The 12,962-nt window shown below is 59.0% G+C and carries 13 protein-coding genes; 12 read left to right on the forward strand and 1 reads right to left on the reverse strand.

Annotated elements, in window-relative coordinates; translation table 11 throughout:
- The first annotated feature begins 5 nt into the window (after positions 1-5).
- The 11 genes from ACJO5Y_RS04140 to ACJO5Y_RS04190 all read left to right on the forward strand — a co-directional run bounded on the left by ACJO5Y_RS04140 (position 6) and on the right by ACJO5Y_RS04190 (position 10,541).
- The gene (locus tag ACJO5Y_RS04140) at positions 6-848 is read left to right on the forward strand and encodes an AAA family ATPase (protein WP_406985162.1); all 843 of its coding nucleotides are present in this window, start codon (positions 6-8) and stop codon (positions 846-848) included.
- Positions 849-870: 22 nt separating this feature from the next.
- On the forward strand, positions 871-2,049 hold the full coding sequence (locus tag ACJO5Y_RS04145) for a vWA domain-containing protein (protein ID WP_406985163.1): 1,179 nt from the start codon (positions 871-873) through the stop codon (positions 2,047-2,049).
- Between the two features lie 307 nt (positions 2,050-2,356).
- On the forward strand, positions 2,357-2,917 hold the full coding sequence (locus ACJO5Y_RS04150) for an AraC family transcriptional regulator (protein ID WP_406985164.1): 561 nt from the start codon (positions 2,357-2,359) through the stop codon (positions 2,915-2,917).
- A gap of 5 nt (positions 2,918-2,922) precedes the next feature.
- Entirely contained in the window at positions 2,923-4,437 is a 1,515-nt protein-coding gene (locus tag ACJO5Y_RS04155; protein WP_406985165.1) for a tetratricopeptide repeat protein, read from the forward strand.
- Positions 4,437-7,235, forward strand: coding sequence for a tetratricopeptide repeat protein (locus ACJO5Y_RS04160; protein ID WP_406985166.1), 2,799 nt, complete (start codon positions 4,437-4,439; stop codon positions 7,233-7,235). The genes ACJO5Y_RS04155 and ACJO5Y_RS04160 overlap by 1 nt, the downstream gene beginning before the upstream one ends.
- Positions 7,222-7,608, forward strand: a complete 387-nt coding sequence (locus tag ACJO5Y_RS04165; protein ID WP_406985167.1) for a hypothetical protein — start codon at positions 7,222-7,224, stop codon at positions 7,606-7,608. Before ACJO5Y_RS04160 ends, ACJO5Y_RS04165 begins: the two co-directional genes overlap by 14 nt.
- The gene (locus ACJO5Y_RS04170; protein ID WP_406985168.1) at positions 7,609-7,935 is read left to right on the forward strand and encodes a hypothetical protein; all 327 of its coding nucleotides are present in this window, start codon (positions 7,609-7,611) and stop codon (positions 7,933-7,935) included.
- Between the two features lie 16 nt (positions 7,936-7,951).
- Entirely contained in the window at positions 7,952-8,599 is a 648-nt protein-coding gene (locus ACJO5Y_RS04175; RefSeq protein ID WP_406985169.1) for a MotA/TolQ/ExbB proton channel family protein, read from the forward strand.
- Positions 8,600-8,615: 16 nt separating this feature from the next.
- Positions 8,616-9,104 carry a biopolymer transporter ExbD gene (locus ACJO5Y_RS04180; RefSeq protein ID WP_406985170.1) on the forward strand — a complete coding sequence of 163 codons (489 nt, stop codon included), beginning with the start codon at positions 8,616-8,618 and terminating at the stop codon, positions 9,102-9,104.
- The gene (locus ACJO5Y_RS04185; RefSeq protein ID WP_406985171.1) at positions 9,101-9,595 is read left to right on the forward strand and encodes an ExbD/TolR family protein; all 495 of its coding nucleotides are present in this window, start codon (positions 9,101-9,103) and stop codon (positions 9,593-9,595) included. Before ACJO5Y_RS04180 ends, ACJO5Y_RS04185 begins: the two co-directional genes overlap by 4 nt.
- Entirely contained in the window at positions 9,588-10,541 is a 954-nt protein-coding gene (locus ACJO5Y_RS04190; RefSeq protein WP_406985172.1) for an AgmX/PglI C-terminal domain-containing protein, read from the forward strand. The genes ACJO5Y_RS04185 and ACJO5Y_RS04190 overlap by 8 nt, the downstream gene beginning before the upstream one ends.
- Here the strand turns inward: ACJO5Y_RS04190 and ACJO5Y_RS04195 are convergent, their stop codons facing one another.
- A complete protein-coding gene (locus ACJO5Y_RS04195; RefSeq protein WP_406985173.1) occupies positions 10,542-11,027 on the reverse strand; it encodes a MaoC/PaaZ C-terminal domain-containing protein in 486 nt (161 codons plus the stop codon). It lies immediately after the preceding gene.
- 186 nt (positions 11,028-11,213) lie between these two features.
- On the opposite strand from ACJO5Y_RS04195, the gene ACJO5Y_RS04200 reads away from it, so the two are divergent.
- Entirely contained in the window at positions 11,214-12,887 is a 1,674-nt protein-coding gene (locus ACJO5Y_RS04200; protein WP_406985174.1) for an AMP-binding protein, read from the forward strand.
- Positions 12,888-12,962: the final 75 nt, after the last annotated feature.

A 12,962-nucleotide genomic window follows, 5' to 3' on the forward strand; every position in this document is an offset into this window, starting at 1 on the left:
ACAGAATGAAGTTTACCGGTACCGAGAAATACGTAGCTACTGATGACCTGCAGATGGCGGTGAATGCGGCTATCTCGCTGCAACGCCCGTTGCTGATTAAAGGCGAGCCCGGGACCGGCAAAACACTGCTGGCGGAAGAAATGGCCTCAGCCCTGGGTTTGAGGCTGATTCCCTGGCACATCAAGTCAACCACCAAGGCCCAGCAAGGGCTCTACGAATACGATGCGGTGTCCCGCCTGCGTGATTCCCAACTGGGGGATGAGAAGGTCAAGGACATCAGCAACTACATCGTCAAGGGCAAGCTCTGGGAAGCCTTCGAGGCGGACGAGCAGGTGGTGCTGCTGATTGACGAGATCGACAAGGCCGACATCGAATTTCCGAACGACCTGCTGTTGGAACTCGATCGCATGGAATTCTACGTGTACGAGACCCAGCAGTTCGTGAAGGCGAAGCAGCGGCCCATCGTCGTGATCACCAGTAATAACGAGAAAGAACTGCCGGACGCCTTCCTGCGTCGCTGTTTCTTCCACTACATCAGCTTCCCGAATCACGACACCATGCAAGACATCGTGGACGTGCACTTCCCGGGGCTGCAACAGGAAATCGTACGGGACGCCCTGGAGGTGTTCTTTGACGTGCGCAAGGTGCCGGGCCTGAAGAAAAAGCCATCCACCTCCGAGTTGATCGACTGGTTGAAACTGCTGATGGCGGATGAATTATCTGCCAAAATGTTGCAGGAGAAGGACACCAGCTCTGCATTGCCGCCGCTGTACGGCGCCCTGGTGAAGAACGAGCAGGACGTTCACCTGCTGCAGAAGCTGGCCTTCATGGCTCGTCGTCGCAGCTGACATTCAGCAAGAGCTACACCTTATGTTGATTGATTTTTTTCTCGAAGTGCGGCGGGCGAGAGTGCCCGCCAGCCTGCGCGAATTTCTGGATCTGCTGGAGGCCCTGCAAAACCGGCTGGCCTTCGCGGATATGGAGGAGTTCTATTACCTGTCACGGTTGTGCCTGGTAAAGGACGAGCGCCACTTCGACAAGTTTGACCGTGCTTTTAAGGCCTACTTCGAGGGAATCGAGAATCTCGAGGACCTGATGGAGATGTTGATTCCCGATGACTGGCTCCGGGCCGAATTCGAGAAGCATCTCAGTGAGGAAGACAAGGCCAAAATCGATTCTCTTGGCGGTCTTGAAGAACTGATCGAAACCTTCAAGAAGCGCATGGAAGAGCAACAGGAACGCCATGCCGGTGGCAATAAGTGGATTGGTACTGGCGGTACTTCGCCTTTCGGCGCCGACGGCTACAACCCGGAAGGCTTCCGGATTGGTCAGAAGGGTGGCCGTCAGGGTCGGGCGGTCAAAGTCTGGGAAAAGCGCGAATTCAAGGATCTGGATGACAGCATCACGCTGGGCATCCGGAACATCAAGGTCGCCATGCGCCGGCTCCGCAAGTTTGCCCGCCAGGGCGCCGCGGACCAACTGGACATGGACGATACCATTCGCTCCACGGCCCGAAATGCCGGCTACCTCGACCTGAAAATGGTTCCCGAGCGGCATAATGCGGTCAAGGTGCTGATTTTCTTTGATGTCGGTGGCTCCATGGATCCCCACGTGCGTGTCTGCGAGGAACTGTTCTCCGCCGCGCGTATGGAGTTCAAGCACATGGAGTACTTCTACTTCCATAACTTCGTCTATGAAAGCGTGTGGAAGAACAACATCCGCCGCATGAACGAAACCACCAGTACCTGGGATATCCTCAACAAGTACACCCCGGACTACAAAGTGATCTTCGTGGGGGACGCCACCATGGCGCCCTATGAAATATCCCACCCCGGTGGTTCGATTGAGCACTGGAACGAAGAGGCCGGCGCCACCTGGTTCCAGCGCATTTCCGATCATTTCCGCAAGGTGGTGTGGCTTAATCCGCTGCCGGAGAGCTATTGGGGAACCGGCGGTTCATTGGGCATGACCCGGCAACTGGTTAACGATCACATGTATCCGTTAACCATTGAAGGCCTGGAATCGGCCATGAAGCAGTTGAGTAAATAAAAAAAGCCGATGCGGTTGAGTGCATCGGCAAAGCTCGGCATCTAAACAACGGGGTTGCTGTCACGGCTTCCCCGCTACTTCGCCCGGAGCAATTTCGGGGCCACTTGAGTTAATTCCCTGTATAACAGGGCAGTAGGCTGCCGTACTCTTTCCCCTGAATCGCTTCCGCAAGTCCCGCCTGAATATCCGTCAAATAAGTCGACACGTCGAGTTGTCCAATTGGTGATCTGGATACCGTTCTTGAAAGTAACCGGGTGTTACGCTTCTTGTCAGTGTGTAACGGTGCATAACAAGAGGCAGGAAGCGTATGTTCGCCGCAGAGCAGGCTACTGGCCCCGTTTCGAGTCGGGGCCGGTTCAGACTCACCGTCATCTTTCTGGTCGTTCTTGGCCATACCCTGTTTTCCCCCAGCCATGCGGCTGCCGATGGGCTGGACGCAGAGATCAGTCAGCTGAAGGCAGACGTCGCAAGCCTGGCGGTGGAGGTTTTCGCGCTTGAGGAAGACATTCTCCATCCGGCCGACACCCAGGTGACAGTATTTCTGACACTTGCCCGCAAAGATGCCCTGATGCTGGATTCCGTAGAGCTGTACGTTGATGACACCCCGGTTGCCTCTCACCTCTACTCAGACCGGGAACTCACCGCCCTTGAGCAGGGTGGTGTCCAGCAGCTGTATACCGGAAATCTTCCCCACGGTGACCATGTCCTCAAAACGGTGCTGACTGCCCGGGCCCCGGATGATCGCTATGTCAGGCGTGAATCAACTCACCGTTTCCGCAAGCAGCCAGGGGAATCCCGTATCCAGGTAGCCCTGGATGCAAGGGCGCCGGATTACGAGCCGCAGGTTTCTTTCAGGGAGTGGAAGTAGGGACCATGGTTGTCAGTCTGGTAGGCCGTCGTTGGCGAGTTTGTGTGCAATGGTTCAGTTTCACGGCGCTGCTTGCGGCAATGCCGCTGTCCTCCGTTACGGCCAGCGAACGTGACCAGCCATCGCTGGCAGCAGGCCTGGCCAGGTTCGCGTTGGCTTCGGGTCAGCCGGAGCGCGCCTTGTTTTACGCCAGCAATCTCAGTGGAGATCCGGCGTCCTGGCTCAAGGCTCAGATGGCGTCAGGGCGCAGTGGCGAGGTTCGTCAGCGGGCGCTTTACGAGCAGGCGGAACTGGAACGTCGGGCAGGTCACCGGGACAGGGCGGGGCAGCTCCTGTCGGGCATGGAAGCCGGTTACTGGGCCGCCCTTGGTTACATGAATCTTGCGGCGGATTACAGCAAGCGGGATCTCAATCCGGCCCGTGCATTGGTTGCCCTTCGCGTCGCCCTGGCGATGTCTGAGCAGGACACCGTCAGCGAGCGCAGCACCAATCTGCGAAGTCAGCTGCTGGTGCGCGCGGGTTACCTTTCTTACCAGCAGGAAGAATACCAGAAGGCCATCGGTTTTCTTGAGCAGGTGCCCCTCGACAGCTATTACACGCCTCGCGCACTGTATTTCCATGGTCTGGCGCTGGCTGCGCGGAACAACCATCGCGAAGCAATGCAGTCCTGGCATCGTGCGAAGAAGTACCCCCTGGCTTATCCCGGGGTGGAAGATGCCTGGCTGGGAATCGGGCGGGGCTATGACCTCTCCGGTTATCTCGGGCAGGCGGGTGAAGCGTATCTTGCCGCGAATGCTTCCTTTGAAAGCGAACGGGTGACCCTGCGTAAGCTGGCCTCCCGCATTCGTCAGGATGGCGCCTGGAAAGCATTGGTTCAGGACGCCCGGTCTTCCGACGCGCAATGGTTTCTGGCGGATAATCGCACCCTCACACAGCCGCGCATGGCTTACCTGTTGAGATTCATGGAAAGCCCGGCGGCCCAGGATGCCGTTGCCCGGGTGTCAGGGCTGACCGGGCTTGCAGATTCGCTGGAAGCAAACGCGAGTCACCTTCGCGTTTTTCGTGATTCCCTGACAGCCCGTCTCGCAACACCTCCGGCAGCCGCCAGTGACCGGAAGGCCACGCTGATGGACAGGGTTGAGGCGTTGCGCGAACGGATTCAAAGGCTGGAGGCCGGTATCAGTGATCCGCGGCAACTGGAATCCCTGGCCAGTGCAGGGAGCGTGCTGGAAGATGCGGAATCTTCCCTGGCGACACTGGATGAGAGGCTGGCACGACGGAATACGGTGCTGGAGCGGTTGCTGACACGCACCGAGGCCGCTATTTCCAGACTTGGTGCGCTGCAGTCGCGAGCCTCCGGTTTGCGGGTGCGGGCGGAAGCCGTGCTTGATGAAAAGACCCTGGCGTTCGTCGCACGGCAGGATGAACGGATGGGCCATGGGCTGGATAAAACCGAACAGCAGATTGCTCATTTGTACGAATATCTGGCGCTGGAATCGCTCGAAAGGGGTGACCAGTGATGAGCGCGTACTCTGGAATGAATGTGCCAAGGTGGTCGTTGATGGCGCTGTGGTTGGTGGCTGGCGGTGTGTCCGGGGTCAGTGCCCAGGAGTCATTCCGGGTGGAACTCGGTCGTGATGGTGAAACCATTGCCGACATGCGGCCGGTATTCCTGAAGTTCGAGTCGCGCCCGATGCCGGCCATATCACCCACGGAGGTAGCCAGACGCTACCAGCGCCTGTTTGACTCGTCCGATAAACCGGAAGTCCGGATTGATGCCCTGAACCGTCTGGCAAACATTCAGCAGGTGTCCGGTCAGGTGGTTCAGACGGATAACGCAGAAGAGCAACGACTGTACCGGGAAGCCCTCGACAGTTACGAATCCATCATCGAAAGCGGATCGTTCCGTGGGAAGCTGGACGAGTTGCTGTACCAGATGGCCAAAGCCCACGCCTATGTGGGGCAGGGTGACGCATCCATTCAGCGGCTGAAGCAATTAACCGGGTTGTACCCGAAATCCCCCCTGGTTCCCGAGGCCCGTTTCCGGACCGCGGAAGCCGCGTTTTCCCGGGCGGCATACGCCGAAGCCGAGGCGGAATACAACCGGCTGATTTCCGGGACTGGTGGCGACAGGCTCAAACTCAAAGCCCGCTATATGCAAGGCTGGAGCCAGTACAAGCAGGGTGAGCCAGCATGGGGTCGGGCAGCGTCCACCTTTTTGGCGGTGCTTGATCAGCAGTTGCCGGATGCCACAAGCATGACGCATTTGCCCGCGAGCGATACAGAACTCGTCGATGATACCTTGCGGGTACTGGCGTTGATGGCCGCCGACACCCAGGGAATTGACGCCCTGACTGTCTGGTTGGCCAGCGGCGGACCCAGGCCCTATGACTATCTGATCTTTGACCGGCTGGCAGATCATTACGCCAGCTTCGGCAGGTTCGCAGACAGCGTTGCGGTCAATCAGGCCTTTGTCCGGCGGCAACCGGATCACCCCGAGGCGCCGGCTTTCATGGCACAGGTGATTGATGTCTGGTCCATGGCCGATAACCCCGGCCGCGTTCGCAAAGCGCGGGAAGCCTATGTTGCCGCGTACGGAAATGATCAGCAGTACGGCAAGCTGTCGGAATCGTATCAGTCGCTGTGGCAGACGCTGAGCCGCAGGCTGGCGGATTATTATTACCAGCAGGGTGAAAGTGCGTCTGGCAACCACTTTGCGAAGGCGGCAGCGTACTACGAAGGGCTCAGTAAGCGCGCGGCTGAAACGGGTGACTTACTGAGGCTGGCAGGTGACGCCCGGTTGCAGGCGGGACAGTACCAAAGTGCCCTTGATAACTACCTGAAGGCGGCCTATCACCTCGACTCGTACCCTGATGCAGATGACGCCGCCTGGGCAGCCGTCACCATTCACCGGGACGGACTCGACAGCCGGATAGCCTTTGAGACCAGTCTCCAGCAGTTGTCCCTGGCGGCGGAGCGACTGGCGGATCGTTTTCCGGGTGATGCCAGGCTGTCCGGTCTCAATGCTGACATTGCCAACCGTTGGCTGGAGCAGGAAGCCTACAGCGATGCACGCCGTTTTGCTGAGCAAGTCCAGACCCAGGCCTCCGCAACTCCGGAGGAGAAGTACAGCGCCTGGCTGGTGCTTGGCGAAGTCCATACCAGGGCCGCTCGCCATGGGCAGGCAGAGCATGCCTGGCGCAATGCCGCCACGCTGATCGAAGAGCACCGCCTGACCGGGATTGATCCGGATGAGGCAGAAGCAGTGCAACGGCAGCTGGCCACGGCGGTCTACCGTCAGGGAGAGGCAGCATGGGAAGCGGGGGATACCGATTCCGCCGTGGCGCATTTCCAGCGGGTGGATCAGGTATTGCCCGGTTCGGATATTGCCATCAAGGGACGCTACGATGCTGCCAACAGCCTGCTTCAGGCGGAACGATGGCCGGCTGCCATCAACGAGTTGACCCGGTTCCGTTCCGATTTCCCCGCACACGGCCTGACGGCTGCAATCAGCGATAAACTGGTGCTGGCTTACTCCAGGTCCGGCCAGCCTGTCCGGGCCGCATCGGAACTGATGGATGCGGCCGTCCATGAGGTGGATGCCTGGCCCCGCAAGCTGCGGGCAGCGGAGCTCTTCCACGAAGGCGGCGCGGTGGATCGTCGCAACGATCTCTATCAGCAATACCTGGATGCCTCCCGGGAACCCGCAAACGCCAGCGAGCATATCCGCTTACAGACAATGCGCCAGCGGTTGGTGGAATCGGATATATCGCCCGGAAGGTTCCAGAAGCAACTGGTGAGCGCTGAACTCGACAGCCAGTGGCATTCAGCGGACACCCTGCGATGGTCGGCTGATGCGGCCATGGCGCTGGGGCAATCAGCCGCCATGGAGTTTGAGGCCATAGCACTCGTCCACCCCCTGGAACAATCGCTGGCGCGCAAACAGGCAGCGCTTGAGCAGGCGCGGGACCGCTTCGTGGAATCCAGCCGGCTGGATCGGGAAAGGCTGCAGTCCGAAGCGTTGTTCCGTCACGCCGAGCTCTATCGAACCCTGGCCGCTGACCTGATGACGTCTGACATCCCGGAAGCGCTGAAAGAACTTGAGCGAGCGCAATACCAGATGCTGCTTGAGGAAGAAGCCTACCCGTTTGAAGAGAAAGCCATCGACCTTCACGCCCGCAATCATGAGCGGTTGGCGGATGGAGAATACAGCGAGTGGATCGCGAAGAGCCTGGAAGCGCTGGCAACGCTGTTTCCCGGGCGGTACGCCCGGGAGGTGCGCTGGATGACACAGGAGGACCCTGATGATGACGCATGAATTCCGGTTTTTGGTGGTGCTGCTTTGTCTGGGGCTGATGGCTGGTTGCGCCAGCCAGCCCGGCACGGAGCAATCGCCGGAAAACTCCGGCGCGGAGACGGCCACCAGTCAAGACATCGTGGCGATGAACAACCAGGCACTGACATTACGGGAACAAGGGCAGTTCCGGGAAGCCGCCAGGCTGCTGAGCTCCGGTATCGAATTAGCCCCGGAAACACCCGAGTTGCACTACAACCTTGCGGTCATCTCCGAACTCTATCTGTTTGATCTCAACACAGCGTTGGAACATTACCGTCGCTATCGGGCGCTGACCGATAGCGAGGACAAGCTGGTGGCGGGATGGATCGCGGACCTGGAACGGAGGCTGCAGTAGATGGTTAGCCGAATGCCCTGTGCCTTGATGAGGGCTCTCATCATCATGGTTGTGACCGGCGGATACGCCCTGGCGGATGATCCCGGTGAGCGTTCCGCCGAGGCTCTGAGCGTTGAAGGAATAACGGCTCACTCCCGGGATGATGATCCCGGCGTGCTGTACATCCTGCCCTGGCAGCCGCCCACCTTGCCGCGACGGCCCCGGGCAAAACTGGACGATCACGCCCCCGATTTGCTTGAACCCCTGGATCCTTTGGCCCTTGAGCGTCATCGGATATTTCGTGAAACCCTGGATCCGTCACCGGATTCATACCAGTCTGCGCCGTAACTGCAGGAGTCTGAACATGCTGGAAACCGTTATTCGTTTTTTTCAGGAAGGTGGCCCCTTCATGTATCCCATTGCTGTGGTACTGGTGATCGGCCTTGCCATAACCCTGGAGCGCTTTATTTATCTGGGGTCGGTACGCCGCCGTAACCGGCGGGCCTTCGAGCGGGGCATTTTACCGCTGCTGCAGAAGCGGGACTATCAGCGCGCGATGAAAGCGGCGAGCAGCTCCGACAGCGCCATTGCTTCCATTATGGGGGCGGGAATCGGACGGCTGTTGAACAACAACCGCCGGGAAGAGATTGAATACGCCATGGAAGAGGGGTTGATGGAGGTGTTGCCACGACTGGAAAAACGCACCCAGTACCTGGCCACCCTGGCCAATATTGCCACCCTGATGGGGCTGCTCGGCACCATTATTGGTCTGATTTCCGCGTTTACCGCCGTGGCGGCAGCGGATCCGGCCCAGAAGGCCACGCTGTTGTCCGAAAGCATCTCCGTGGCCATGAACACCACCGCGTTCGGCCTGATGTCCGCGATACCCCTGTTGATGTTCCACGCGCTGTTGCAGACACGCACAAATGAAATCGTCGACAGCTTCGAGATGGCCGGGGTGAAGTTACTGAACATCATTTCAGATTCGGGCGCCAGCCAATCTGCCGCCTGAGCCGGGATTTAACAGTATGAGACGCAGACATCGCCGGGCCCTGAACAGCCCGGAGCTGGATATTACCGCCTTTCTGAACCTGATGATTGTGCTGGTGCCGGTGCTGTTGCTGGGGATGGTGTTCAGCCAGATCCGGACCATTGAGCTGCAGTTTCCGGGCATGGAGCCGGGGCAGGCGCCCTCCGCCGAACAGTTGCGACTGGTAGTGACGCTGATTCCCGAGGGAATGGAGATTTCCGACAGCGAGCGTGGCGTTATCCGCACCCTGCCGTTACAGGAACGCGAACAGGACTTCGCTGGCCTGCTTGAGACCCTCAAGCGTATCAAGGCGAGGGTACCGGACAAGACGGATGTGGTGCTTGAGGTCGGGCCGGATATTGACTATCAGACCCTGGTGACCGCCATGGATACCGTGCGCTCCTATCCGACAGTTGTCGCTGCCAGTCGCGTGGAGGCAGAACTGTTTCCGGATGTCGCCCTGGCGGACGCCCCGGAGGGCACATGAAAACATCCCGTCGTTCCCGCCGCATGCAGCGGCATTATCGACGCATGCACCGCACCGGGGGCCTGAACCTGGTGTCGCTGATGGATATTTTCACCATCCTGGTGTTCTTCCTGATGGTCAACTCCTCCGATGTGAAGGTCATGCAGAACAACTCGGATGTTCCGCTGCCTCTGTCCTCTGCGCAGCAGAAAGCAGAAGAGACCCTGACTGTTCAGGTCATGGGCCGGTCCGTTCTGGTACAGGGCCGGGAAGTGGCTCATCTGGACGCCATTGAGACGGGAGATGCCGTTGTGACGGGCCTGTCGGCGGAGCTGGCGTGGCACCGTGAGCGCCGGGGTGAGGTGCCGGAGCAGGGGTTCGAGGTGACCATCATGGCCGGGCGCGACACCGACTACCGGCTGTTACGGAAGATTATGCAGACCTGCGTTGATCAGCAGTACCGCCGGGTGAGGCTTGCGGTCGAATCCGATGGGGAGGTCCGCAATGGCTGAGCCTGGCCGCAATCGGATGGAGCTGCCCTGGACGCCGGAAAACGGGGAAACCGGTCGTTTCGGTCTGAGTCTGTTGTTGATGCTCGTGCTGTGCTTGCCGCCTGCGATCCTGATCCCGCTGACGGAGGTGCCGGAACCGGACCGGAATGAAAGTGCGGATGTTCCGCCCCGGCTGGCACGGCTGATCGAAAAACAGGATCCACCGGAACCGGTCAGTGCGCCCGAGCCGGTCAAGGATCCGGAGCCCGAACCGGAAAAGGCAGAGAAACTGGAGGAGGAGCCAGCGCCGGACAGTCGGAAAGAGGTGCGTCAGCCGCCAGATCCGGCGCCGGGTGAGGAGACCGATTCGCAATCCGTCGAGCAGGCCAGGGCAACGGCCTCACGTTCGGGATTGCTGGCCATGAAAGATCAGTTGGCGGCATTGCGCGCCCCTGAGTCTGATGCGGAGCCAGCTCTGGTTGCCAATGTATCCGACAACTCCGGTCACTTACAGAGCGACGATCCCGGGGCTGGTGAGGCCCTGAGTGGCAGTGGTGGTGTTGCGGGCGATCGTGGTCCGACAAAGCAGGTACAGGTTGAGGAGCATCAGGTCCGTGAAGTGGCGGTCGCCCCTGAGCAGGCGCCGAAGCCGGTGGCAAAGCCGGACCGGGGCCCGGATGAGCGGGGAATGAGCAATATCCGCCAGGTATTTGATGCCCAGAAAACCGCCCTGTACTCGCTGTACCGCCGTGAGCTGAGGCAGGATCCCACCCTGGAGGGCAAGGTGTTGCTGGAGCTGGTGATTGAGCCGGACGGTTCGGTTTCCCGGTGTGAGGTGGTCAGTTCGGAGCTGGATCACCCGGAACTTGAGCGTCGTATCGCGACCCGGGTTCAGTTGTTCAACTTTGGGGCCGACGACGTGGCGGCCCGCAAGGTGAAGTTCCCGATCGATTTCCTGCCGGGCTGATCAGTGCTCAATGATGATTTTCGGCAGGCGGGGCTTCTTCAGCGATACTTTCTTGGTCGGGGCAATGACCTTTGCCTCGCCACTGACCACTTTTTCGTCCTTCTGGTTACGAACGTCGCAATCGAGCACGACCCGGTTTTTCGATTCTTTCTTCAGCACCGTCAGTTTGACCGTGAGGGTATCGTTCAGCTTGACAGGGCGCTTGAAGGACAGGCTCTGGTCCATGTAAATCGTTCCCGGGCCCGGCATCACCGTGGCCAGCGCAGCGGAAATCAGTGAACCACTCCACATGCCGTGGGCGATGCGCTCCTTGAACATGGATTCGGCGGCGAACTCGGAGTCCAGGTGTACCGGGTTCACGTCACCGGACACGGCCGCGAACAGCACCAGTTCGTCTTCCGTCAGGGTGCGGCTGAAGGTGGCGGAATCGCCCTCATTAAGTTCGTCGTAGGTGATATTTTGAAGGGTATCCGGTGTTTCGCTCATCGGTTGCTCCACGATTATGCAGATTAAAAAGTCCAGAACAGGTGTGCTCTGAAAACTACCTCATTGTTCTTAAAACTGCTATTCTCTCCCCCTCATTTTTCGGCTGATACTTTTGTCGGGTTGATTTTTTGATCACAACGACACTGGTAAATCATTATAAACACAAGCGCCAAACAGGAGATGGTGATGGATTTCGAGCAGTTCTATCAGGACAAGTACCCCGCTGGTGTACCCGGTGAGGTTGACCTGAACAAATACAAAAGCATGGTTGATGTATTTGAGCAGGCCGTGAAGAAATACGCCGATCGGCCCGCATTCAGTGCTGTTGGCGCCACCCTGACTTATCGTGATCTCGACACCCAGAGCCGTAACTTTGCTGCCTGGCTGCAGAACAAGACCGATCTCAAGCCCGGCGATCGCATCGCCGTGCAGATGCCCAACGTCAGTCAGTACCCGGTAGTGGTCTTCGGCGCCATGCGCGCCGGACTGATCGTGGTGAACACCAACCCGTTGTACACCACGCGGGAGATGGAGCACCAGTTCAACGATTCCGGCGCCAAGGCTCTGGTGGTTCTTGCCAACATGGCGGAAAACGCCGAGAAGGTGCTGCCGCAGACCGGCATTGAGCATGTCATTGTGACTGAAGTTGCCGACATGCATTCACCGATCAAGCGTACGCTGATGAATGCCGTGGTCAAACACGTCAAGAAGATGGTGCCGCCGTTTAACCTGCCTCAGGCCCATAAGCTGCCTGCGGTGCTGAGTGCCGGCGCCCGGGAAAAGTTTACCCCGGTTGAATGCAAGCAGGACGACATTGCCGTGTTGCAGTACACCGGCGGTACCACCGGTGTGGCCAAGGGCGCCATGCTGACCCACGGCAACCTGGTGGCCAACCTGCTGCAGACCCGCCCGATGATGGAAGACATCGTGGTGGAAGGTCAGGAAGTGGTGATCGCGCCGCTGCCCCTGTACCACATCTACTCCTTTACCCTGAACTGCGGGATCATGCTGGAAGCCGGCGCCCACAACGTGCTGATTCCGAACCCCCGCGACATTCCGGGCTTCGTGAAGGAGCTGAAGAACCACAAGTTCACCGCGTTCCTGGGCCTGAATACCCTGTTCGTGGCGCTTTGCAATAACGACGAGTTCAAGGCCCTGGACTTCAGCGGACTGAAGCTGACCTCTTCCGGTGGTATGGCGCTGACCAGCGACACCGCCAAGATGTGGCAGCGCGTCACCGGTTGTGAGATCAGCGAAGGCTATGGCATGACCGAGACATCACCGGTCGTGACCTTTAACCCGCACAGCGCTATTCAGCTGGGTACGATTGGTCTTCCGATTCCGTCCACGAAGATCAAGACCATCGACGACGAAGGAAACGAGACTCCGCTGGGCGAGCCTGGCGAGCTTTGCGTCAAGGGCCCACAGGTTATGCGCGGCTACTGGCAGCGTCCGGAAGATACCCAGAAATCCTTCACCGAGGATGGCTATCTCAAGACCGGTGATATTGCCCTGATCCAGGAAGACGGTTATATCCGCATCGTGGACCGCAAGAAGGACATGATCATCGTATCCGGCTTCAACGTCTTCCCGAACGAGATCGAGGACGTGGTAAGCAGCCATCCGAAGGTGGTTGAGTGCGCTGCCGTGGGTATTCCGGATGCCAAAAGTGGCGAGGCCGTCAAGGTATACCTGGTGGCGACCGCCGACGGTGTTTCCGAGAACGAACTGAAAGAGTTCTGTCGTGAGCGCCTGACCGCCTACAAGGTGCCGAAGAACTTCGAGTTCCGGGACGAGTTGCCCAAGACCAACGTAGGCAAGATCCTGCGTCGCGAGCTGCGTGACGAAGCGAACGCCTGATAGAGGCCAAGAGTAAAACCCGGTCAAAGCCTGCGCTTGCAGGCTTTACGGTCCAGAAACCCCGCTTTGGCGGGG

It is taken from the genome of Marinobacter alkalisoli, from assembly GCF_045449855.1.
Taxonomy (GTDB): domain Bacteria; phylum Pseudomonadota; class Gammaproteobacteria; order Pseudomonadales; family Oleiphilaceae; genus Marinobacter.

Excerpts from the sequence above, each read along its gene's own strand:
- ACJO5Y_RS04195 (WP_406985173.1), bottom strand. The coding sequence starts at position 11,027 with ATGAGCGAAACACCGGATACCCTTCAAAATATCACCTACGACGAACTT.
- ACJO5Y_RS04140 (WP_406985162.1), top strand. The coding sequence starts at position 6 with ATGAAGTTTACCGGTACCGAGAAATACGTAGCTACTGATGACCTGCAG.
- ACJO5Y_RS04155 (WP_406985165.1), top strand. The coding sequence starts at position 2,923 with ATGGTTGTCAGTCTGGTAGGCCGTCGTTGGCGAGTTTGTGTGCAATGG.
- ACJO5Y_RS04190 (WP_406985172.1), top strand. The coding sequence starts at position 9,588 with ATGGCTGAGCCTGGCCGCAATCGGATGGAGCTGCCCTGGACGCCGGAA.
- ACJO5Y_RS04165 (WP_406985167.1), top strand. The coding sequence starts at position 7,222 with ATGATGACGCATGAATTCCGGTTTTTGGTGGTGCTGCTTTGTCTGGGG.
- ACJO5Y_RS04185 (WP_406985171.1), top strand. The coding sequence starts at position 9,101 with ATGAAAACATCCCGTCGTTCCCGCCGCATGCAGCGGCATTATCGACGC.
- ACJO5Y_RS04170 (WP_406985168.1), top strand. The coding sequence starts at position 7,609 with ATGGTTAGCCGAATGCCCTGTGCCTTGATGAGGGCTCTCATCATCATG.
- ACJO5Y_RS04180 (WP_406985170.1), top strand. The coding sequence starts at position 8,616 with ATGAGACGCAGACATCGCCGGGCCCTGAACAGCCCGGAGCTGGATATT.
- ACJO5Y_RS04200 (WP_406985174.1), top strand. The coding sequence starts at position 11,214 with ATGGATTTCGAGCAGTTCTATCAGGACAAGTACCCCGCTGGTGTACCC.
- ACJO5Y_RS04175 (WP_406985169.1), top strand. The coding sequence starts at position 7,952 with ATGCTGGAAACCGTTATTCGTTTTTTTCAGGAAGGTGGCCCCTTCATG.
- ACJO5Y_RS04160 (WP_406985166.1), top strand. The coding sequence starts at position 4,437 with ATGAGCGCGTACTCTGGAATGAATGTGCCAAGGTGGTCGTTGATGGCG.
- ACJO5Y_RS04145 (WP_406985163.1), top strand. The coding sequence starts at position 871 with ATGTTGATTGATTTTTTTCTCGAAGTGCGGCGGGCGAGAGTGCCCGCC.
- ACJO5Y_RS04150 (WP_406985164.1), top strand. The coding sequence starts at position 2,357 with ATGTTCGCCGCAGAGCAGGCTACTGGCCCCGTTTCGAGTCGGGGCCGG.